22 protein-coding genes are annotated in these 22046 nt (G+C 71.0%); 15 read left to right on the top strand and 7 right to left on the bottom strand.

Annotated elements, in window-relative coordinates; all coding sequences use genetic code 11:
* The first annotated feature begins 17 nt into the window (after positions 1–17).
* From AP234_RS26050 to AP234_RS26040, 3 genes are all read left to right on the top strand, one after another.
* On the top strand, positions 18–485 hold the full coding sequence (locus AP234_RS26050; RefSeq protein ID WP_152990621.1) for a hypothetical protein: 468 nt from the start codon (positions 18–20) through the stop codon (positions 483–485).
* A 140-nt stretch (positions 486–625) separates the two neighbouring features.
* On the top strand, positions 626–1024 hold the full coding sequence (locus AP234_RS26045) for a YciI family protein (protein ID WP_055482376.1): 399 nt from the start codon (positions 626–628) through the stop codon (positions 1022–1024).
* Positions 1021–2280 carry an RNA polymerase sigma factor gene (locus AP234_RS26040; RefSeq protein ID WP_083502447.1) on the top strand — a complete coding sequence of 420 codons (1260 nt, stop codon included), beginning with the start codon at positions 1021–1023 and terminating at the stop codon, positions 2278–2280. Before AP234_RS26045 ends, AP234_RS26040 begins: the two co-directional genes overlap by 4 nt.
* A 119-nt stretch (positions 2281–2399) precedes the next feature.
* On the opposite strand, the gene AP234_RS26035 is transcribed toward AP234_RS26040, so the two are convergent.
* From AP234_RS26035 to AP234_RS26005, 7 genes are all read right to left on the bottom strand, one after another.
* Positions 2400–3989, bottom strand: coding sequence for a carbohydrate binding domain-containing protein (locus AP234_RS26035; RefSeq protein WP_055482375.1), 1590 nt, complete (start codon positions 3987–3989; stop codon positions 2400–2402).
* A 235-nt stretch (positions 3990–4224) separates the two neighbouring features.
* A complete protein-coding gene (locus AP234_RS26030; protein WP_055482374.1) occupies positions 4225–5049 on the bottom strand; it encodes a hypothetical protein in 825 nt (274 codons plus the stop codon).
* Between the two features lie 6 nt (positions 5050–5055).
* The gene (locus AP234_RS26025; protein WP_055482373.1) at positions 5056–5580 is read right to left on the bottom strand and encodes a DinB family protein; all 525 of its coding nucleotides are present in this window, start codon (positions 5578–5580) and stop codon (positions 5056–5058) included.
* Between the two features lie 115 nt (positions 5581–5695).
* Positions 5696–6583 (bottom strand): ABC transporter ATP-binding protein, encoded by an 888-nt coding sequence (locus AP234_RS26020; RefSeq protein WP_055482372.1) that lies wholly within the window; start codon positions 6581–6583, stop codon positions 5696–5698.
* Positions 6580–7632 (bottom strand): iron chelate uptake ABC transporter family permease subunit, encoded by a 1053-nt coding sequence (locus AP234_RS26015; RefSeq protein ID WP_055482371.1) that lies wholly within the window; start codon positions 7630–7632, stop codon positions 6580–6582. Before AP234_RS26015 ends, AP234_RS26020 begins: the two co-directional genes overlap by 4 nt.
* Positions 7629–8675, bottom strand: coding sequence for a FecCD family ABC transporter permease (locus tag AP234_RS26010; protein WP_055482370.1), 1047 nt, complete (start codon positions 8673–8675; stop codon positions 7629–7631). The genes AP234_RS26015 and AP234_RS26010 overlap by 4 nt, the downstream gene beginning before the upstream one ends.
* A complete protein-coding gene (locus AP234_RS26005) occupies positions 8672–9673 on the bottom strand; it encodes an iron-siderophore ABC transporter substrate-binding protein (protein WP_235558382.1) in 1002 nt (333 codons plus the stop codon). Before AP234_RS26005 ends, AP234_RS26010 begins: the two co-directional genes overlap by 4 nt.
* A gap of 441 nt (positions 9674–10114) precedes the next feature.
* Between AP234_RS26005 and AP234_RS26000 the strand changes: the two genes are divergently transcribed.
* The 12 genes from AP234_RS26000 to AP234_RS25945 form a co-directional block, all read left to right on the top strand.
* Entirely contained in the window at positions 10115–10747 is a 633-nt protein-coding gene (locus AP234_RS26000) for a pyridoxamine 5'-phosphate oxidase family protein (RefSeq protein WP_055482368.1), read from the top strand.
* Positions 10748–11160: 413 nt separating this feature from the next.
* A complete protein-coding gene (locus AP234_RS25995; protein ID WP_235558381.1) occupies positions 11161–11472 on the top strand; it encodes a hypothetical protein in 312 nt (103 codons plus the stop codon).
* A gap of 491 nt (positions 11473–11963) precedes the next feature.
* Positions 11964–12899, top strand: a complete 936-nt coding sequence (locus AP234_RS25990) for an oxidoreductase (RefSeq protein WP_235558380.1) — start codon at positions 11964–11966, stop codon at positions 12897–12899.
* Positions 12880–13854, top strand: a complete 975-nt coding sequence (locus AP234_RS25985) for a sugar phosphate isomerase/epimerase family protein (RefSeq protein WP_235558379.1) — start codon at positions 12880–12882, stop codon at positions 13852–13854. The genes AP234_RS25990 and AP234_RS25985 overlap by 20 nt, the downstream gene beginning before the upstream one ends.
* Positions 13851–15161 carry a M20/M25/M40 family metallo-hydrolase gene (locus AP234_RS25980; protein ID WP_235558378.1) on the top strand — a complete coding sequence of 437 codons (1311 nt, stop codon included), beginning with the start codon at positions 13851–13853 and terminating at the stop codon, positions 15159–15161. Before AP234_RS25985 ends, AP234_RS25980 begins: the two co-directional genes overlap by 4 nt.
* Positions 15158–16327 carry an Ldh family oxidoreductase gene (locus tag AP234_RS25975; RefSeq protein ID WP_055482365.1) on the top strand — a complete coding sequence of 390 codons (1170 nt, stop codon included), beginning with the start codon at positions 15158–15160 and terminating at the stop codon, positions 16325–16327. The genes AP234_RS25980 and AP234_RS25975 overlap by 4 nt, the downstream gene beginning before the upstream one ends.
* The gene (locus tag AP234_RS25970) at positions 16324–17247 is read left to right on the top strand and encodes a Gfo/Idh/MocA family protein (RefSeq protein ID WP_055482364.1); all 924 of its coding nucleotides are present in this window, start codon (positions 16324–16326) and stop codon (positions 17245–17247) included. The genes AP234_RS25975 and AP234_RS25970 overlap by 4 nt, the downstream gene beginning before the upstream one ends.
* Positions 17244–17672 carry a DUF6917 domain-containing protein gene (locus AP234_RS25965; protein WP_055482363.1) on the top strand — a complete coding sequence of 143 codons (429 nt, stop codon included), beginning with the start codon at positions 17244–17246 and terminating at the stop codon, positions 17670–17672. The genes AP234_RS25970 and AP234_RS25965 overlap by 4 nt, the downstream gene beginning before the upstream one ends.
* Before the next feature lie 270 nt (positions 17673–17942).
* Positions 17943–18470: an EF-hand domain-containing protein gene (locus tag AP234_RS25960; protein ID WP_055482362.1), complete on the top strand. Its 528-nt coding sequence runs from the start codon at positions 17943–17945 to the stop codon at positions 18468–18470.
* A gap of 201 nt (positions 18471–18671) precedes the next feature.
* Positions 18672–19874, top strand: a complete 1203-nt coding sequence (locus tag AP234_RS25955; RefSeq protein ID WP_152990620.1) for a DegT/DnrJ/EryC1/StrS family aminotransferase — start codon at positions 18672–18674, stop codon at positions 19872–19874.
* Positions 19871–21022: a DegT/DnrJ/EryC1/StrS family aminotransferase gene (locus AP234_RS25950; protein WP_055482360.1), complete on the top strand. Its 1152-nt coding sequence runs from the start codon at positions 19871–19873 to the stop codon at positions 21020–21022. Before AP234_RS25955 ends, AP234_RS25950 begins: the two co-directional genes overlap by 4 nt.
* On the top strand, positions 21019–22046 hold a 1028-nt coding region (locus tag AP234_RS25945; RefSeq protein WP_152990619.1), incomplete at its 3' end, for a UbiA family prenyltransferase. The genes AP234_RS25950 and AP234_RS25945, both read left to right, overlap by 4 nt.

The raw sequence follows: 22046 nt of genomic DNA, 5'->3' as shown, positions 1-22046 counted from the left end.
GATCCGTTTCAGTAGGCATGAGGATTTCGCGAATCGTGCCGTCGGCGGCACTCGTCCTGGCCGTGAGCAGCGGTACGGCACTGCCGGCCGCCGCCGGTGCCCAGGTGGGGCAACAGGCGGGTCAACAGGTGAGTGCACAGTCGAACGGGCACAAGAAGGTGCTCGTGCAGCTCCACGAGACGGGCGGCTTCGCCGGCATCGACGACCGCGTGACTGTCTACACGAACGGATGCGCCCGGTTCAGCCGCCGCCAGACGCCCGCCGTGAAGAAGTGCCTGACCCGCGGGGAGATGCGCGAGCTGCGCGGCCGGCTGAAGCGCCTGCGCGTGGGCTGCTCGGAGAAGCGGCCGCAGGGCGCCGACTTCATCAAGTACACGCTCACCTATCAGGGGCACCGGGCCAGCCGCTACACGCTGCCCAGCACCTGGGGCCCGGTCGTCCGGCAACTGGAGAAGGTCCTCCACAAGTACACCGCCCCCGCCTGACGCCGCTCTTCCCCTGCCTCAGGCGGTCGCCCCCAGAATTCTCGTGTCGATTCCCGCGATGATGTCGAGAATCGGGCCGCGTGCTTCGACCCATGGGTGAAAGTCGCGGAGAGGCCCCGCGCAGACAGGGAGACGATCTGATGAAGTACATGCTGCTGATGCAGTTCAGCGACCAGACCGGCCTGCCGCCCATCGGGACCTGGCCGCCGGAGGACGTCAAGGCCCACATCGAGTTCATGCGCGACGTGGACAGGAAGCTCGTCGAAACCGGGGAGCTCGTCGACGCGCAGGGGCTGGCCATGCCGGACCAGGCCAGGATCGTCCGGTCCGGCGCGGGCGGATCTCCCGTCGTCACCGATGGTCCGTTCCCCGAGACGAAGGAGTTCCTGGTCGGTTACTGGATCGTCGACGTCGAGAGCCAGGAGCGTGCGGTCGATCTGGCGGCGTACGTCTCGGCCGCGCCCGGCCCGGGCGGCGAGCCGCTGAACATGCCGATCGAGGTGCGCCAGGTGATGTCGGCCCCGCCAGCGGAGCTGTGACCCTGGGCGGCCCGGCCGTCGACGACCTGCTGCGCGAGCTGGCGCCGCAGGTCGTCGGCGTGCTCACCCGGCGGTTCGGCGACTTCGACATGGCGGAGGACGCGGTGCAGGAGGCGCTGCTGGACGCCGCCGCCCAGTGGCCTGAGGAAGGCGTGCCCGGCAACCCGCGAGGCTGGCTCGTCCAGGTGGCCAACCGCCGGATGATCGAACAGATCCGCAGCGAGCAGGCGCGGCGCCGCCGTGAGGATCTCGTCGCCGCGCAGGCGCCCATCGAGGGCAGGGCGACGACGCCGCCGGCCGACGAGACGTACGAGACGGACCGGGACGACACGCTGACCATGCTGTTCCTGTGCTGCCATCCCGCGCTGACCCCGGCATCGGCGATCGCGCTCACCCTGCGGTCGGTCGGCGGTCTCACCACCGCGGAGATCGCCAAGGCGTTCATGGTGCCGGAGGCGACGATGGCGCAGCGGATCAGCCGGGCCAAGCAGCGCATCAAGGCGTCCGGCGTCCCGTTCCTGCTGCCGGAGGCGGAGGAGCGACGCGGCAGGCTCGGCTCGGTGCTGCACGTGCTGTACCTGATCTTCAATGAGGGGTACGCCAGCAGCGACGGGCCCGAGCTGCACCGGGTCGAGCTGTCCCGGGAGGCGATCAGGCTGACCAGGATGGCGCACCGCCTGCTTCCCGACGACTGCGAGGTGGCCGGCCTGCTCGCATTGATGCTGCTGACCGATGCACGCCGCCCCGCCAGGACCGATCAGAACGGCGTCCCGATCCCGCTGGCCGAGCAGGACCGGAGCAGATGGGACGGCGCCGCGATCGCCGAGGGAGTGGAGCTCATCACCCGCACCCTGGCCAGGGGCGCGGTCGGGCCCTATCAGCTCCAGGCCGCGATCGCCGCGCTGCACGACGAGGCGGCGACGGCCGAGGAGACCGACTGGCCGCAGATCCTGGCGTTGTACGGCCTGCTGGAGCGGATGTCGGACAACCCCGTGGTCTCGCTCAACCGCGCCGTGGCCGCCGCGATGGCGCACGGCCCAGCGACCGGCCTCGAAATGCTCGAGGCACTCGAGGCCGAGGGCCGCCTGGCGGGCAACCACCGCTTCCACGTGGCCCGGGCGCACCTGCTGGAGATGGCGGGCGAGCACCGGGCGGCCGTCGACGACTATCGCGCGGCGGCGAGCCGCACGCTGAGCATCCCGGAACGGGACTACCTCACCACCCGGGCCGCCCGCCTCGCCGCCGCGGCCGACTGAGGCAGGCCTTCCCGAGATCGGAAAGACCGCGACCCGAGGCGGCATATCGGCGGCGTCTCTCACGGCGAAGGCCGCTCCCGGTCAAAGGGGAGCGGCCTTCGTGGGTGGCTGGGGGCGGGTCAGCGGCCCTGAAGGGACCTGACGTTGTCGCCGAAGGTCCAGCCCTTCGACCCGTCCCAGTTGATGGACCAGGTCATCAGACCCTTGAGCTGACCGTTGAAGCTGTTCCAGCTCTGGCTCACCAGCGAGGGCGACATGTAGCCGCCGCCGGCTCCGGGCTGCGCGGGCAGACCGGGCACCTGCTTGTCATAGGGGACCCTGATCGTGGTGCCCTGGATGACCAGGCCCTTGTCCAGGCAGGTGGTCTGGGCGACGAAACCCTGAACCGTGCCGGCGGAGTAGGAGTCGCCCGAGCAGCCGTACATGCTTCCGTTGTAGTACTGCATGTTCAGCCACCACAGGCGGCCGTTGTCGGCGTACTTCTTGATGATCGGCAGGTACGCGCCCCAGATCGAGCCGTAGACGACGCTGCCGCCCGTGACGTACGCCGTCTCGGGGGCCATGGTCAGGCCGAAGTTCGACGGCATCTGGGCGAGCACGCCATCGATGATCCGGATGAGGTTGGCCTGGGAGGCGGACAGCTGGTTGATGTTGCCGCTGCCGCTGAGGCCGGTCTCGATGTCGATGTCGATGCCGTCGAAGTTGTACTTCTTCAGGATCGGCACGATGGTCTGGACGAACCGGTCGGCGACCGTGCTGGAGCTGAGGTCGATGCCGGCCGTCGCCCCGCCGATGGACATCAGGATCGTCGCGCCGGCGGCCTTGGCCTGGCACATCTCGGCGGGAGTGGCGACCTTGACGGTGCTGTCCATGCCGTCCTCCCACAGGACGGTGCCGTCAGAGCGGATGACCGGGAACGCCGCATTGATCACGTTGTAGCCGTGCTGCCGGATGCGGGCGTCGGTGATCGGGGTCCAGCCGAACGGCGGGTGTACGCCGTTGGACGCGCCGTCCCAGTTCTCCCAGTAGCCCTGGAGCACCTTGCCGCTGGGCTTGCCCTTCACCGGGCAGGTCACGTCCCCCGGAGAGGGTGACGGTGACGGCGACGGAGACGGCGAGGGGGAAGGCGACGGCGAAGGAGATGGGGAGGGCGAGGGGGACGGCGAAGGCGAGGGTGAGGGGGAAGGCGACGGGGACGGGGAGGGCGACGGCGACGGAGAGCCGCCGGGGCCGTCGAAGTTGACGTCGTCGACGTAGTAGGTGCCCTGGCCGTACCATCCGTGCAGGTAGATCACGGCGGTGGTCTGGTTGGCGCCCGTGGTGAACGGCACGGTGAGCTGCGTGTAGGCCGAGGCCGACGAGGTCCAGGTGGACGCGCCGCCGTTCACACCGAGGTAGACGTAGCTTCCGCGGACCCAGGCGCTCAGCGTGTAGGCCGTGTTCGGCTTCACCGAAACGGTCTGCGTGCACTGTGCGTTGTCGGAGGCACTGGCCGCACCGGCGAGTGCCTTCGTGCCTGAATGGACCGGGGAGCCGACGACCGACCCCAGCCCGCCGGTGCAGGACCAGGGCGAGAGGTTTCCGGTCTCGAAGCCGGGATTCACGAGCAGGTTGGCCGCGTTGGCCGGCGCCTGCGTGAGGACGATGCCCGTGGCCGCAAGCAGCAGCGATGCTGCCAGCGTCAGCAGGCGGGACGTGCGCTTTCGCATGGAGGTCTCCTGAACCAGGAGTGATCGGAGCCATGGCGCCGATCGTGGGGGGTGAGGGCGCACCGGCGACGCCGCCGGTGGTTGTGTTCACCAGCGAGCCGCTGGACGAGTACGGATCCGTGCTCCCATGGTCGGGACCGACGGCCTCATTTGTCAAGATTCTTAACAAATAACGCTGTCACCAGCGCGAACGCTTTCCCGGTCACGATTCCGATGGTGGCGGAATCCGCCGGGGTCAGGAGAAGCGCTCGATCGTCACCGGGATCAGACCCTCGCGGCGCATCGCCGTCGTCAGCTCCCGCAGGAGCCGTCGGATCACGCCGCCCGTCCGGGGGGACGGCTCGCCCAGGCAGGCCGTCAGGTCGACGGACCAGGCCATGCCGCCGACCCGGCGGAGGTCCCAGGAGAACAGGTCGCCCGCCAGGGTGATGTGCGCCGTGCCGACGACGCGACCTCGGGCGTCGTCGTCGGCGGCGCGCATCCGCCATCCGGCCGACAGGTTCACCAGGCCGGTCTCACTCAGGTCCCCGGCGAACAGGATCCGATAGACCCGCCGGTCGTGGAATCCCTCGGGCGCGTCCGGAGGGCCGAGCCGCAGCGGCGCCGACCCGTCGAACGGCAGGGTGTCGTGGAAGTAGGTCCTCAGCGTGGCCTCGCCGGGCAGCTCGCCCGCGCCGAGCCGTCGGTAGGCCGCCTCCGCTTCGTGCCGGGAGACCGCGACGATTCGGCCGCGCAGCTCCGGATCCGCCCGCATCGCGCGGGTGAACTCGGCCGAGCTCCACCACGCGCCGTCGGGGGCACCGCCCGCGGCGCCGTCCATCCGGGTCCAGGCCGCGCCGTTCAGGCCGGTGGCCGTACCGTCATCGGAGAGCACGAACTCCTCGGCCACGATCCCCGCCGGCGGTCCCGCGGGAGCCGCGGCCTCGCCGGTGATCACGTAGTAGTCCAGCTCGGGTTCCGGTGTCCGCATCCCCGGCCGAGCCGGTTCGGGCCGGTACGTCGTCTCGGGCAGGTTCGGCTCAGATCGGTACGTCTCGGATCGGTGCGTCTCGGCGTCCATGTCGCCTCACGCTCCGGTGGCGCCGTCGGTCCGTTCGCGGAGCAGATCGGCGTGGCCGTTGTGGCGGGCGTACTCCTCGATCATGTGCAGATAGACCCAGCGGAGGTTCATGTCGACGTTCCGGCGCGGGTGACGGAAGGTCTCCTCCAGGGAGTGCCCGGCCGCCGCCGCCCGGGCCAGCTCGACCTCCCGGGCGAAGGCGGCGAAGTCCGCCTCGGCGTCCGCGGTGTCGACGTCGTCGAAGTCGCCGTCCGGATTGGTCTCCGGATCACAGTAGAGGAAGTCGACCGCCTCGCCGGCGAACCTGCGGCGGAACCACGAACGCTCGACCTCGGCCATGTGGCGTACGAGCCCGAGCAGGCTCATGCTCGACGGCTCGACGGCGCGCAGCTTGAGCCGGTCGGCGGTGAGCCCGGCGCATTTCAGCAGCAGGGTCTCCCGGTGATGGTCGAGCCAGGCCTCAAGGAGGGCGCGTTCATCCCCGACCGTCGGCACCTCGGCACGGTCGATTGGCGGAGCGATCCAGTTCATCGCCCCATCATGTCGAAATGACCGGACAAGATAGGGGCATTCGCCCGATCGAGGGAGTGTCACCCGGGCCCATGCGCGTCCAGTGCCCGGGCCGCTGCCGCCACCTGTCGCGACCTCATGAGCCCTGCGAAGCGGTGACGCGGTCGTCCCGCTCGGCCGCTGAAGACGCGTCCTGAACCCGGCCCGGCGCCGGAGCCGGCCTCGGCCGGATGTGGTGGCGGCCGATGGGGAGCATCAGCGGGCGGCCGGACACGGGGTCTTCGATGATGCGGCTGTCGAGGCCGAAGACGGTGCGGACGCTGTCCTCGGTGAGGACCTCGGCCGGCGTGCCGCAGGCGTGCAGCCCGCCATCGGCGAGCGCGATGAGGTGGTCGGCGTACCGGGCGGCGAGGTTGAGGTCGTGCAGCACCATCACGATGGTGGTGCCACGGGTGTGATTCAGGTCGGTCAGCAGATCGAGGACCTCGATCTGGTGGCTGGCGTCGAGGAAGGTGGTGGGCTCGTCGAGCAGCAGCAGATCGGTCTGCTGGGCCAGCGCCATGGCGATCCAGACCCGCTGGCGCTGGCCGCCGGACAGCTCGTCGACGGGCCGGTCGGCGAGATCCGCCGTACGCGTGGCCTCCAGGGCCGCCGCCACCGCTGCGTCGTCCCTGTCGTTCCAGCGGGAGAAGATCCCCTGGTGCGGATGGCGTCCGCGACCGACGAGGTCGAGCACGGTGATGCCCTCGGGTGCGACCGGCGACTGAGGCAGCAGCCCGAGAGTGCGGGCCAGCTCCTTGGCGGGCATGCGGTGCACCTCCTTGCCGTCCAGGACGACACGGCCCCCGCGGGGTGCCAGCAGCCGCGACAGCGAACGCAGCAGCGTCGACTTCCCGCAGGCGTTGGCGCCGACGATGACCGTGATCTCGCCGGGTGGTACGACCAGGTCGAGGGCCTCGACGACGACGCGGTCGCCGTAGCCGAGCGTCAGGTGCTCGGCCGCGAGGGAGTGGGATGTGGTCACAGCGAACCTCCGGCCCGATGGCTGCGGACGATCAGATAGACGAGGTAGGGCGCCCCGAGGACGCCGGTGACGACGCCGACCGGATAGCGGGTGCCGAACGCGAACTGGCCGGCGAAGTCGGCGACGAGGACCAGGAGCGCGCCGACGAGGGCGGCGGGCACGAGCAGGGAGCCGCTCACCCCGATGATCCGGGCCGCGATGGGGCCGGACAGGAACGCCACGAACGCGATCGGCCCGGCCGCAGCCGTGGCGAAGGCGATCAGGCCGACGGCTGCGACGATCACGGTGATGCGGGTGCGTTCGACCCGGACCCCGAGGGCGGAGGCGGTGTCGTCGCCGAGCTGCATCGCCGACAGGTCACGCGCCCGGGACAGCAGGACGGGGGAGAGGACGACAAGCGCGGCGAGGGCGGGCAGGACCTGTTCCCAGGTCGTGCCGTTGAGGCTGCCGGTCAACCAGCGCATGGCCTCCTGCAGGTCCCATTCCGGGGCCCGGGACAGGACATAGGAGGTGATGCTGTCGAGGATCGCGGAGATCCCGATGCCGATCAGGATGAGCCGTGTGCCGGCGACGCCGTCCCGGAACGCCAGGCCGTACACCACCAGGGCGACGGCGAGTGCGGCGACGATGGCGATGATCGACACCTGGGTCCCGCCGAGGGAGAACGACACGATCGCGATGGCCGCGGCGGCACTCGCCCCCGAACTGATTCCGATGATGTCGGGGCTGGCCAGCGGGTTGCGGAGCATCGTCTGGAAGGTGACGCCGGCCATGCCGAAGCTGAGTCCCGCGATCACGGCGAGTACGGCCCGGGGCAGCCGGAGCCGCCCGACCGTGAACGACGCCCCCGGGACCTGCTCGCCGAGGACGACGCGGATCACGTCGCGGGGAGGGTAGAAGGTCTGCCCGGCCATCAGGGTCACCGCGAACCCGGCCACGACGAGCACCGCCAGCGTCAGGATGACGAGGCGGCGGCGGGCGGAGCGCCGGCGGCGTCCGCTCGCGACGGCCTGCAGGATGGACGGCCGGGTGACCGCTGGGGCGCTCACAGGTCACGCACTTTCTGCCGGCGGACGATGTGGATGAAGAACGGCGCGCCGATCAACGCGGTCACGATGCCCACCTCGACATCCGAGGGACGCGTCACCATGCGGCCGACGACGTCGGCGGCGGTGAGCAGCGCCGCGCCGACCAGGGTGGAGAACGGCAGCAGCCAGCGGTGGTCCACGCCGACGAGCAGACGGCACGCGTGCGGGACGACGAGTCCGACGAAGCCGATCGGCCCGGCGACGGCCGTGGACGCGCCGCACAGCACGATGGCGCCGAGAGCGGCCGTGGCCCGGACGACGGCGACACGCTCGCCGAGCCCGGCCGCGAGCTCGTCCCCGAGCGCGAGCGAGTTCAGCGCACGGGCGGACAGGAGGCATATGACGAAGCCGACGGCGAGGAACGGCAGGACGTGCCCGATGCGCTCGTACGACGCGCCGCCGACACCGCCGATCTGCCAGAGCCGGAAGCTTCCCGCGATGTCGTTGCGCGGCAGGACGACGGCGCTGACGAGGGACGCGAAGGCCGCCGACGTGGCCGCGCCGGCGAGCGCGAGCTTGAGCGGGGTGGCTCCGCCCCGCCCGAGGGAGCCGACGATGTACACGAACACGGCCGAGGCGGCGGCCCCCGCCAACGCGACCCAGATGTAGCCGGTCGGAGATGTGAGCCCGAAGAACGCGACGGCGGTGACGACGAAGAGCGAAGCGCCCATGTTGACGCCGAGGATTCCCGGGTCGGCCAGCGGGTTGCGGGTCACCCCCAGCATGACCGCGCCGGCGAGGCCGAGCGCGGCGCCGACCACCACGGCGAGCAGGGTGCGCGGTATCCGCTTGGTCACCGCCGCCTGTTCGAGGGAGTCGTCCGCGCCGCCGAGCGCGGCCCACACGTCGGCCCAGGAGACGTCACGCGAGCCGAGGGCGACGGAGGCCACCATGAGCGCGGCCATGACCAGGATCGTGACGAGCAGCCACAGGACGCGGACACGCGCCGGACGCCGCACGAGGGCGGCGTCCGGCGCGTGGTCGACGTCGACGACCGACGTCACTTGACCTTGTCCGCTGCCTTGGCGAGCGCTGCGACGTAGTCCTCCAGCACCCAGGAGATGGACAGGGGCGTCGGGTTCGCTGCGGTGCCCAGGGGTGTGCTCCCGGGCAGGAGGTACACCGAGCCGCGCTTGACGGCGGGGATCTTCGACAGCAGCGGGTCCTTCCTGAGCGTCTCGATCAGTTCACCCTTCTCGTCGCCGTATCCGGTGATGATGTCGACGTCGTCGAACAGGTCGATCTGCTCCGCGCTCCGCGTCAGGGCGAACTTGTCCGTGCCTTCGGACGCCTTGGCGATGCTGTCCGCGATCTTCAGTCCGAGGTCCTCGAAGAACAACGTGCGGGTGTCATGCTTCGTGTAGAAGCCCACCTCGCTCACGTCGTTGGGGTCGACGTGCGTCATGAACATCGCCGACTTGCCCTTGAGCTGCGGATACTTCGCGACGACCGTGGCGATGTCGCCCTCGATGTCGGCGATGAGCCTCTCGCCCTCTTCGGCGAGCCCGATGGCCTTGCTGTTCATCCGGATGATCTCGCGCCACGGGGTCGCCCACGCGGCGTCCGGGTAGGCCACCACGGGCGCGATCTCGCTCAGCGTGTCGTAGTCCTGCTTGGTCAGGCCCGAGTAGGCGGCCAGGATCACGTCGGGCTTGGTGTCGGCGACGGCCTCGAAGTCGATGCCGTCGGTCTCGTCGAACAGGACGGGCTTTTGGGCGTTGAGCTCCTTCAGGCGCTTGTCCACCCAGGGCAGGAGCCCATCGCCGTCGTCGTCGCCGAAGTTCGCGGCGGCCATGCCGACCGGGACGACGCCGAGGGCCAGCGGCGCTTCGTGGTTGGCCCAGTTGACCGTGGCCACCCGCTCCGGCTTCGCCGGGATGGTGGTCGTTCCCAGCGCGTGCTGGATCGTCATGGGGAAGGCGCTCGAACCGCCGCTCGTGCTCTTCTGCTCGGTCTCAGCCGGGCCGCCGCAGCTCACGATGCCCGTCAGGATGGCCGCCACAGCGAGGATGCGGAGGCTTAGTCGACGCTTCAATCCGTACTCCGGTCTCAGAATTCCGCTGGTGGCGGCCCTCTCACGTCCTGGCTCGCGATAGGCGTTCGTGGAGCTGCGCACCGTGTTGCGGCAAAACCCCTGCTCAGGTGTGCTTTCAAGGGCCGCGACAGGCGACCCTCTGCCGGCACCACCTAGTTAGGTAAGCCTTGCCTTGCCAGCACTCTAAGAGAAATAACCGACTTGTCGCAATCTCGGGTTTGAGACGTCTTTTATCCGGATCGGCGTGCGGAGGCCGGGGGTGATCGTTCCGGTGGCCCCGTGCCGACGCCGCGACGGCCCCCGTGCCGGGTGCGTGCCGCGGCGACCCGACGTGCGAGGTCGGTGCCCGTTTCCGCACTCCAGCACCTCGGTCCGGCCCGCTGGTTAGGCTTACCTTATATTTGAAAGGTGAACTTTTCTGAGATCCGTACGGTGACGACCGAGGCCGAGCTCCGGGAGATCGTGAAAGAGCCGGCGCAGGCCATTTGGGACAAGGACATCGCACGGATCGACGAGCACGCGCGCACGATCATCGCGCACTCGCCGTTCGTGCTGCTGGCCACCTCGAACCCGGACGGCACCTGCGACGTCTCCCCCCGCGGCGACCCCGCCGGCTCGGTGCTGGTCCTCGACGACCACCGGCTGGTCCTCGCCGACCGGCCCGGCAACCATCGGCTGGACAGCCTACGCAACATGCTGCACAACCCCCGCGTCGGCATGCTGTTCATCGTGCCGGGGATGAACGAGACGCTGCGTGTGAACGGGCGCGCCACGCTCGTGTCGGACGCACCGTTCTTCGACGACCTGGAGGTCAAGGGCAGGCGGCCGCAACTGGCCGTCCTCGTCGACGTCGAAGAGCTCTACATGCACTGCGCGAAGGCGTTCCTGCGCTCGTCGCTGTGGCAGCCGGAGACCTGGCCCGACCGCAAGAGCCTGCCCACGCTCGGCCGGATCGCCAAGGACCATCTGGGCATCAAGGAGATGACGGTGGAGGAGATCGACGAGGGGCTCGCCCAGGACGCCAGGACGAACCAGTACTGACCTCGGCTCGGGATTCTCCGCGCGGGGATGGCCGGCGCCCGGGTGTACGGCCACCCCTCGCCGCTCCAACCGCTCAACCGCTCCAACCGCTCAACCGCTCCAACCGCTCAACCGCTCCAACCGCTCAACCGCTCAACCGCTCAACCGCTCCGGCTCGCCGGCGACCTCGCGCGGCCTGAAGATGGTCCTCGAAGCGGGCGACTCCCGCTGACGGAGTCCGGTGCGCATCACGGCCCGGTCGCCGACGAGGCGAGCGTATCCGCCGTGCGTGGAGCAATCCAATCACGCAGAGTGATTGACATGTCACTCTCCATTACCTGATGATGGCCGTGTCAAGGGTGTTCCATGGGGCGGAAGCGGACGGCGAGAGCTCTACAGGCGTGCCCTGAGGTGGTCGAGCGAGGGGAGTGAAGGTGTTCAGCACGGTTCTCGGGCTGGCCGCGGTGTCGGCCACGGCGTTTCTCGCGGGGGCGGGACCGAGCGATGAGGTCAAGGGCGAGGTCGTCGTGTTCACCACCGAGGTCGAGCAGCTCAGCAGGTATCAGAACCTGCCGGCGGGTAGCTGCCGGCGGCTTCCGCCGACCGCTCACGTGCTGATCAATCTCACCGGCTCCAGGGTGTTCATCCACGCCACGCCGTCGTGCCTCGGCCCCGGCATCCCCGTCGACCCGAACCACGGCTGGCACGCTCCGCCCAGCGGGCAGTTCAGTTTCTCCGTCGCCTGATCGGCGCGGGTGAGCCCAGAGGGTCATCGGGTCGGCGGCCATCCGGCTCGACCGCCGACGAAATCACCGCGAACGATTCCGATCGCCTGACCGGCGACGACGCTCCGTTTCATGTCCATGGCCGGTAATTCGATTCAACACGCGATTTTCCACCGGGCGCCGGATGTCCGTAGGGGCGAAAGCGGATCCGACGCTTGGACCGATCCACGCCGCTCCGGATCACTGACGCGGCGTCGATGAATCATTTCGCCGGAGGCCTCCCCGGCCGTCCGACGCCGAGTCCGGATCAGCCGATGAAACGCATTTCGATGAGATGCGCCGCAGGCGGAGCAGAACGGAGTTGCTGCGTGTTACACAGTTTCATCCTCGGAATGGGCAGAGCCGGGGGAGGACTGCATCTTCCGGCGCTCGCCAGAACGCGCTCGCTGAGCCCCGGCCTGTTCGCTCCCGGGCCGGTCGTCGCCCACGATCCTTTCCGGCCGCCTTCCGGCATGACCGATGTCGTCATGGCCGACACCCTTGAGGAGGCGGCCGCGCTGACTCCCCCGCACCGCACCGTGGTGCACATCTGCACGCCGCCGCAGATCCGCCTGGGCGTGCTGGAGCGGCTGGCCGGGCTCGGCTATCGAAAGATCATCGTGGAGAAGCCGCTGGCCCTGGATCTGGTGGGACTGGCGGCGATCGCCCGGTTGCGACGCAGCCGGGGACTGGAGATCACCGTCGCCACCCAATGGCTCCACAGCGACCTGACCCGTCGGCTGCGCGAGGCCGTGGACATGGAGGAGTTCGGCAGGCTGCGCGGCATCCGCTTCGTGCAGAACAAGCCCCGGTTCACCCGCAGCGCCATGGTCCCCGATCACCCCACCGCCTTCGACGTGGAGGTGCCGCACGCGCTGGCCGTGGTGCTCACCCTCGCGGGCGGCGCCCGGATCACCGGCGCGTCCTGGGCGGACATGGCGACCGGTCGGTTCCGGCTGCCCCGCCTGGGCCGCGCCGCGCTCCGGCTGGAGCACCACTCCGGCGTGCGCACCGAGATCGACTCGGATCTGACCTCGCCCGTTCGCGAGCGCCGCATCACCCTGGAATTCGAGCGGGCGACTCTCACCGGCCACTATCCCTGCAGCGACACGGACCACACCGCGCAACTCCGGGTGGTGGCCGAGGGCCGTGATGCGATCCGGACCGTCTTCGACGACGACGCCCTTTCCGCCTTCGTCCGCTGCACCTACTCGCGATACGGCCGTCTCCCCGCCACGCGGGGGGCGCTGCCCGTGCAGGTGGAGGCCGTACGGCTGCTCACCGAGGCAAAGGATCTGTGCGCCGCCGGTGAACGGGAAGCCACCCAGCGCGAGGAGGCCCAATACGAGGAGACGCAGCACGAGGAGACACGGCACGAGGAGGAACGGCGTGTCCACGGCGTCCGCTGAGCCCGGCCCGGCCCCGACCCCGGCCGCCTCGGCTCCCGCTCCTGCGCCCGTGGCCGGTGGGCGGCTGCCGGGCGGGATCGTGTCGGGCGGGATCGCGCTGGCCGGGATCGGCGACGAGGCGGCACCGGATCTGCCCGGGCAGCTCGACGCCGTGCGTGAGCTGGGCTGGAACCGCCTCGAGCTGCGTACGATCGCCGGTGTTCCCATCGCACGGCTGGACGAGACGGCCTTCGCCCGATCGGCTGATCGCATCCGTACGGCCGGTGTCGCCGTGGTCGGCGTGGCCTCCAAGATCGGCGACTGGTCTCGGCCGGTGACCGGGGATTTCGCGCTCGACCTGACCGAGCTCGAGGTGCTCGCCCGGCGCTGCCCCGTCCTGGGCACCCGCCTGGTGCGCGTCATGTCCTATCCCTCAGGCGGACTGCCGGAGGCGGAATGGGGACGCCGCGCCCTGAGCCGGCTGCGTGAGTTGACCCGCCGGGCCGAGGACGCCGGGCTGCTGCTGGCGCTGGAGAACTGCGCGGGCTGGGCGGGCGATCGTGCCGAACGCATGCTGGACCTGGTGACCGCGATCGACAGCCCGGCGTTCCGGTTGCTGTTCGACACCGGCAACGGCGTCGCGTACGGATACTCGTCGCCGGAGATGCTCGCCGCTGTCATCGGCCATGTGGCGCATGTGCACGTCAAGGACGCGGTGATCGGCTCGGACGGCGGGGTCGGTTTCGTGTCGCCCGGCGTCGGCACGGCACACGTCGCGGAGTGCCTGCGCATGCTGCTGGCCCACGGCTACACCGGAGTGCTCTCCATCGAGCCCCATCTGCACCTGCGCCCACACCTTTCCGGCGTGGGCGATCCCGGCAGCGGAGACCATGCCGCCTTCGTGGCGTACGGACGGGCGCTGGAACGGCTGGTGGGCCGGATCGCTCCCGCCGAAGACGCGGGGAGGACCCGTTGACCGCACCGATGCCGGTCGTGCCGCCTCCTCCGCTCGCGCCCGAAGACCGCGATCTGCTGCTGTGGCTGCTGCGCCTGCCCACGGCGGGTCCGCTGGAGACCGGTGCCGGTGCGCCCGCGCCACGACTGCGGGAGGCACAGGCCGGTTACGCGCGGGCCGCCGCCGCGATCGGCTTCCGGGCCGTACGGCACGCGCCCCCCGAGGCCGCCGAGCTGGACCGCCCCGACGTCCCCGCGCCCGTACGCGCGGCACGCGATCTGCCGGGTTTCCTCGCCGACCAGCCCAGCCTGGTGCTGCGGCTGGGGCCGGAACTGCCCGCCGCACGCACCGTGATGTTCAACGTGCACCTGGACACCGTCGCGGGTCGCCAGCCGGTCCGGTTCGACGGCGATCACTTCTACGGACGCGGTGCGGTCGACGCCAAGGGACCGGCGGTGGCGCTGCTCGCCGGGGTGCGCGCCGCGCGGGCGCTGCGCCCGGCCATCGGCCGTGACATCGGCGTACTGATCCAGGCCGTGGCCGGTGAGGAGGGCGGCGCCATGGGCGTCTTCGGCACCAGACCGCTCGTGGAGCGGGGATACATCGGGCGGCTCAACGTCTTCTGCGAGCCCACCCGGCTGCGGTTCCTGCCGCGGAGCACGGCGGCGATGACCGCGCGTGTGGTGGTCGACGGCGCCGACGCCGTCGACGACCATGCCGCCACCGGACACAACGCCGGCGTGCTGCTGGGCTTCCTCACCCAGCATCTCGCCCGGGCGCTCGACCGGCCGGCGACGGAAGGCGGGGTGTGCGTGGCCGGCCTGCACACCGGCACGCGGCACAACAAGGTCTACGGACGCGGCTCGCTGCTGCTCAACCTGGCCTACGCCTCGGCCGACGTCGGACGGCGGCTGGAGCGTGACCTGCGGGCCGCCCTGGACGACGGGCTCGACGCGTTCTGCGAGGCCTTCGCGGACACGGCGCTGTTCGCCAGGACCGCGGCCGACGCGCGTGCCATCACCCGGCTGGAGTGGCTCAAACGCGGGCTGCCCGTCCTGGACGACCACGACGTCTGGGGGCACCGGCTGCTGCGCGACGTGGCCGGGATCGAGCCGTGGCCGTGCCACGAACCCGGCTTCACCTGCGACGCCATCTGGATGTCGGGCATCGCCGATGCCTGCACCGTGGTGCTCGGCCCGGGCGATCTGGCCGCCAACAACGCCCACGCCGCGGGGGAGTTCGTCGGGGTCGGCGAGCTCGCGGAGTTCGCCGACGCGGTGGCCAGGCTGCTGGCGGCCTTCGCCGACGACAGGAGCGGACGACCATGAGGCCGGCGGACACGCACTTGGCGGCCACCGCGCCGTGTCCCGCATCGCGTATCGGACCCGCCCCGGCGGCGCCGGAGATCGTCCGGGTGCGCTACGCCGACCTGCTCGGCTTCACCTCTGGGGTGTTCGCCGGCCGGGGCATGGCGGCCGAGCAGGCGTACGAGGCCGCACGGGCGCTGTGCTACGGCGATCTCACCGGAATGGACTCGCATGGCCTGGTCAATCTGACCCGGATCTACCTGCCGCTGATCGACGAGGGGCGGATCGACCCCCGGGCTCGGCCCCGTACGGTCGCCGACCGCGGCGCCGCCGTGCTCATCGCCGCCGAAAGGGCGCTCGGCCTGTGGATCGCCGGGGCCGCCATGGACGTGGCCGTGGAGCGTGCCATGCGGTACGGCGTCGGCGTGGCTGCCGTGCGCGGCGCCACCCACCTCGGCTGCGCCGGGCATCACGCGCTGCGCGCGGTGGAGCGGGGCATGATCGGGCTGGTCGCCAGCAACTGCGGCGGGCAGCGGATCGCGAGGCCACCGGGTGGTGCGCTCGCGATGCTCGGCACCAACCCGCTCAGCGTCGCCGCCCCGGCCGGAGAACACCCCCCGTTCGTGCTCGACATGAGCACGACCGCCGCGCCGACCGGCCGCATTCGCCAGGCCGCGCGGGCCGGTCGGACCGTACCCGAGGGGCTGCTCCGCGACGACGGGGGCGCTCCCGTGACCGACCCGGCCGCCTTCGACGCCGGGCGGGCGCATCTGATGTGGCTGGGCGGTGAGGCCGCGCAGCACAAGGGGTTCGGGCTGGGCATCGCGGTCGAGGTGCTGGCCGCGCTGGTGCCGGGCGCCGGGCTCGGCGCACACCCCGACGCGCTCCGCGGAGACGGCGGCCCGAGCGGGCGCGACGACGACATCGGCTTCTTCGTGATGGCGGTCGCGCCGGGTGCGCTGCGCGAGGGGGCCGAGGCCGACGCGGGCACCCTGTTCGGCGCGTTGCTCGCCTGCCCGCCCGCCGACCCCGCCCGGCCGGTGCGCTACCCCGGCTGGCACGAGCATCGGCGTGCCCAGGAGCGGCTGCGTACGGGTGTCCCGCTCGACGCGGCGGTGTACGCGGAGCTGACCGAGGTCGCGGCGCGGGCGGGCCTGGCCGTACCCGACGTTCTGGAGGACAGTTGACGGCTCCACTGCGGGTCGGGGTCATCGGCCTCGGCGTGATCTCCCGTTTCTATCTGGCGGCGCTGCGCGACTCGGCGACGCTGCGGCTGTGCGCGGTGTGCGACCGGGATCCGGCGGCGCCGGCCCTCCGGGCCGCTGAGGTGCCCGGCTACCGCGACCACGTGCGGTTGCTGGAGGAGGCGCGCCCGGACGCGGTGGTCGTCACCGTGCCCAACGACGCGCACGCGCGGGTCTGCGCGGACGCGCTGGAGCGTGGGGTGGCCGTGTGCGTGGAGAAGCCGCTCGCCCTGGACGCCGCCCAGGGGGAGCGGCTGGTACGGCTCGCGGCGGACGTGGGCGTTCCGCTGTTCACGGCCTTCCACCGCCGGTACAACGACGAGGTCGCCCGGCTCCGGGCCGAAACGGCCGGGGCACGGGCCGAGGAGCTGACGGTGCGTTACCTGGAGCGCATCGAGGAGCACGCGGGTGCGGACAGCTGGTACCTGGACCCCGGGCGATGCGGCGGGGGATGCGTGGCCGACAACGGGCCCAACGCGTTCGATCTGGTCGATCGGCTGGTGGGCCCGGCCGAGGCGGTGTCCGCCCGGATCACCCGGGATGCCACCGGCGTCGACCGGCGGGCCGACATCGAACTGCGCGCCGGGTCGACGCGGGTCCGGGTGCTGCTCGACTGGTCCTACCAGGGGGAACGCAAGGACATCGACGTCCGGCTGGCCGACGGCCGGACCCTGCACGCCGACATGCTGGCCGGCCACCCGGGGTTCAAGGGATCACTGTGGCACGAGTACGTGGGCGTGCTGCGCGCGTTCGAGCGACGGGTGCGGGACGGGACGGGCGACGGCGACGGCGGGCTGCCCGCCCTGCGGCTCGTGTCGGACGTGTACCGGCTGGCGGCGGACGCCGGGAAGGAGACGGCGTGAACCCCTGCGAGGACGGACCCAAGCGCGTGGTGGCCGCGACCCTTGTGAAGGTCCTGGTCCACCGCCGGATGGATCGCGGCATGCGGCTGGAGCCGTACGCGAGCCGGTGCGTGCGGGCCGGCGAGGTGCACGAGCTGGTCCTCACCGACCACACCGAGACCGATGCCGGTGCGGTGATCGATCGTGTCGGGTTCGTCGGTTTCGTCGAGATCGCCAATGCGGGGGTGCTCGACCGGGGCGACGAGGTCCGGATCGGGGGTCGCTGGATCGGCGTGCTGCTCGGGTTCGACGGCTGCCACTTCCCCAACCACTACAACGTGCTGGTCCATGCCGATCCCGTGGTCACCGGCCGGGACCTGGGGCTGACGCCGGAGGCGCCGGTGGAGTTCCGGCAGGGGGAGTTCCCGGGAAATGATTACGGATGAATCCAGCGGCCCTCTCACCGATTTCGCGGTTATTCAAATCATATCGACACCCTTAATGGGTGGGTTGCGCATTTTGTGTGATCAGGCGCTCCGCCGCTTTCTCTATTGGGGATAAGTAAACTTCCTTGATTCCGCGTTTACCGAATGCCGAGCCTGGCAATCCCTGTAGCAGGAAAACGAAATCCGGCAGCCTCCCTGCGCCGTCGATTTCGTTCGGTCCGGGGTGCCCTCATCGATGGAGACGGCCCCGCATCACGAGAAAGGTCTGAAATGGCCACAGATGTCAGAGAGTCCACCCGCCTGGAAGAGCGATTCCGCCTCTGGGACATCGACGGAAACGGAGTGATCGAGCGCTCCGACTTCGAATCGGAAGCGGAGGGCATCATCAACCGCCTCGGGGTCCAGGGCACCGCGCGGGGCGCCGAGCTCAAGCAGGCGTACCTGGACATGTTCGACCGGCTCGCCAGCGCGGCGGGCACCTCCCGGATCAGCAAGGACAAGTTCCTCCAGGTCGCCGACCAGGAGATCATCAGCAAGGGCGACGCCGGGTTCGCCAGCGTGGTACGCCCGACGATTCAGGCCATCGTCAACGTCCTGGACGTCGACGGCGACGGCGAGGTCAGCCAGGCGGAGGTCGTCAAATGGTTCGACGCCATCGGCCTGGAGCGGAGCGTGACCGACAGGGCGTTCCAGGAGCTTGACGCCAACGGCGACGGCAAGCTCTCCGTGACCGAGCTCGTCGACGCGGTTCGCGACTACCACCTCGGCAAGCACGACGTCCCTCTACTCGGCCGCTGATTCCGGGGCGACCGTCGCGGGCTGTCGGAAGACGCGGCGGTCGGCTCCCATGGTGAGACCGGAAGCGCGGGCCCACGAGCCGGGTGGGGGCGACCCCGAGCCCATCCCCCTGAGGCTCGGCACCGCCAGAGTCCCGCGTGAGCTCGGGGACCCGCCTCCGTCGGCCGTGTGAACGGCAACAGACCTCACAGGAAGAGAGTCGTGGAGACAACCAGCCCTCCCCCTCCGACATTAGATCGGGCCGAGGCCGCATCCATCCCCTTCTTCTCCCAGTCCGCGTCGTTCGCGAAGCTGTGGCCGAAGATCCGCGGACACTGCGTCGACGTGCTGGACAACGGTAAGTTCTCGCACGGCGCCAAGGTCGCCGAGTTCGAGGAGGCGCTCGCCCGGTGGACCGGCGCGAGGCACGTCGTCGGCGTCAACTCGGGCACCGACGCGCTGGTGCTGCTGCTGCGCGCCGCCGGTCTGCGCCCCGGCGACCAGGTCGTCGTCCCCGCCTACACCTTCATCGCCACGGCCTCCGCCGTGGTGCTCGCCGGAGGCGTGCCCGTCTTCGCCGACATCGAGGAGCGCGGGTACGGCATCGACCCGCGATCCGTCGCGGCCGCGGTGACCTCACGCACCCGGATGGTCCTGCCGGTCCACCTGTTCGACCGGCTCGCCGACATGCGGGGGGTGCACGAGGTGGCGCGGCGGTACGGCCTGACCGTTCTGGAGGACAGCGCCGAGGCCATCGGCATGCGCCTGGACGGCAGGCACGCCGGGCTGCTCGGCACCGGCGGGGTGCTGTCGTTCTTCCCCGCCAAGACCCTCGGCGCGATCGGCGACGCCGGGGCGGTGCTCACCGACGACGACGCCGTCGCGGAGACGGCGCGGGCGCTGCGCCATCACGGCCGGGGCGGACGCACGCTGAACCACTTTCCCGGCATCGCCAACCCCACCGTGCTGTCCGGTCTCAACAGCAAGATGGACGACCTGCAGGCCGCTGTGCTGCTCGCCAAGCTCGACCGTCTCGACGCCGACATCGTCCGCCGCGCCGAACTGTCGGCGCGCTACGACGAACGGCTGTGCGCCGTACCGGGGGTGGCGTCCGTGCCCGGCGCGGTCCCGCCGCACCCCGGCGGCGACCGGGTCTGCTACGTCCACCTCGTCGAGGTCGAGGAGCGTGACGCGCTCGCCGCGCATCTGGCCGCCAAGGGCATTGGGACCGAGATCTACTATCCGGTGCCGCTGCACCTCCAGCCCTGCTTCGCCTACCTCGGGCACCGTCCCGGCGATTTCCCGCGCGCCGAGGCCGCCTGCGCCAGGGCACTCGCGCTCCCGCTCTACCCCGACCTGACCGAGCGGGAGGTCGATCGGGTGTGCGACGAGATCACGCACTTCTACGCCGGGAGACGACGGTGACCGCACCCCCCATCGCGACCATTTCCTTCTTCCCGCCCGACTCCTTCGAGAGCGAGCGCGACATTCTGCTGGAGACGGTGCGCGCCGTCGGTGCCGGCGACGACCAGAGGTTCATCCTGGGCGAGCACACCGCCCGGTTCGAGCGGCGGCTGCGCGACAGGCTGGGCGCCGGCGACGTCATCGCCTGCTCCAGCGGCACGGCCGCCCTCACGCTGGTGCTGGCCGCCTCGGGGATCGGCCCCGGAGACGAGGTGGTCGTGCCCGCCTTCGGCTGCGCCCCGCTGGCCGCCACCGTCGTCAACATCGGCGCCCGGCCGGTCTTCGCCGACATCGATCCGGTGCGGCTGACCGCCGACCCCGCCGCGGCCGAGGCGCTCATCACCCCGCGCACCAGGGCGCTGATGCCCGCGCACGTGTTCTCGATGATGGCCGACATGCCCCGGTTCCGGGAACTGGCGGACCGGTACGGCCTGCGGCTGGTGGAGGACTCGGCGGTCGCCCAGGGCGGCACACTGCGCGGGCGGCCGGCCGGCCGCTGGGGCGACGCGGGGGTGTACTCCTTCGTGCAGGTCAAGACCTTCGGAATGCCCGGGGAGGGCGGCGTCGTGGTCACCGACGACGCCGAGACGGCCCGGCGCGTGCGGATGCTGCGCAACCACGGCCAGGACGGCGTGCACCGCTTCGTCCACCACGCCATCGGCTACAACAGCCGGTTCGACGAGGTGATGGCCGCCTTCCAGATCCACCGGCTCGACGGCCTCGACGACCGGCTGGCCCGCCGGGCCGAGATCGCGACGTACTACTCCACCCGGTTCGCGTCCCTGGCCCCGCACGGGGTGCTCGCGCCCCCGGCCGGCGGCGACGGCCGCTCCTACTACGTCTACTCCGTGCTGGCGGAACGGCGTGCGGAGCTCCGGGCGCATCTGTCCGCGCACGGTGTCGACTCCCACGTCTACTACCCGCGGCCCCTGCCCGGCCAGCCCGCGTTCGCGCCGTACGCGCCCGGCGACGCGTGCTGGCCGAACGCCGTCCGGGCCGCCGAGCGCAACCTCTCCCTGCCCCTGTACCCCCACCTCACCGACGCCCAGGTGGAGCACATCGCCGACACCGTCTGCGCGTTCGCCCATACCCTCCAGAGGAGACGATGACCGATCGGATCACCGGCCCGACAGCCGATCTCGGCGGCACGTCGGAGACCACCCAGGCAGCGAAGCCGGACCCGGCAGGGTCGCCGACTTCGGCCGCGCGTGGTGGTCTCGCGGCCTATGTACGGCTGGCCAAGCTCGACATCTACGACTACTACATCGGCCTGCCGCTGGTCTGGGCCCTGCTGGCCCCCGGCGACCGATGGCAGCCCGGCCGCATCGGCCTGCTGGCGCTGATCCTGCTCGCCGAGGTCGCCGTGGTGGCCGCGATGGTCGGCTTCGACGACATCACCGGCCACCGCGACGGCAGCGACGCGGCCAACTACGGGGCCGATGCCGCGCGGCGGCGGCTGGCCCGTAAACCGCTGGTGGCCGGCACCCTGACCGAGACGCAGGCGCTGCGCTTCGCCTGGGCGGCGACCGGACTCGGCGCCGCGCTGTGGACGCTGGTGGTGGCCGCCGCGCCGCACCGCCCGGGATGGGCGATCGCCCTGGCCGCCGTCTGCTTCGTGGCGTCGGTGCAGTACTCCTGGGGACTGAAGATCAGCTACCGGGGTTTCCAGGAGATCTTCCTGATCGGCCTGGGAGTCGGCTGGGTGCTGGTGCCGTACGGCCTGCTCACCGGCGAGGTGAGCGCCCCGGTCCTCGTCCAGGCCGTGCTGTTCGGGTTCGGGCCGATGCTGTTCGGGCTCTACTCCAACACCAACGACGCCGCCGGCGACCGCGCGGCCGGGCGGATCACCGTCGCCGCCCTGGTGTCCGCCCGGGGCAACGCGGTGTTCATCGTCGCGGTGACCGTCGTGGCCGGACTGCTCATCGTGGCCGCCCCCGTCATGGGGGCCGCGCACTGGTGGTTCCCCATCGCCCTCGCACCCGTGCTCGTCCTGCGCGCGGCCCATCTGTCGATCGGATCCGTACGCGGGGACATCCTCCGCGCCCGCAGGATCGCCATCAGAGCCCACCGCGTCACGGTGGCCCTGCTGATCGGTGCGAATCTGGCCGCCTTCGCGCTACACGGCGCCGTCGC

The sequence above is a fragment of the Sphaerimonospora mesophila genome, assembly GCF_001417795.1.
Classification (GTDB): Bacteria; Actinomycetota; Actinomycetes; order Streptosporangiales; family Streptosporangiaceae; genus Sphaerimonospora; species Sphaerimonospora mesophila.
This window is presented reverse-complemented; position numbering and strand designations above follow the sequence as displayed.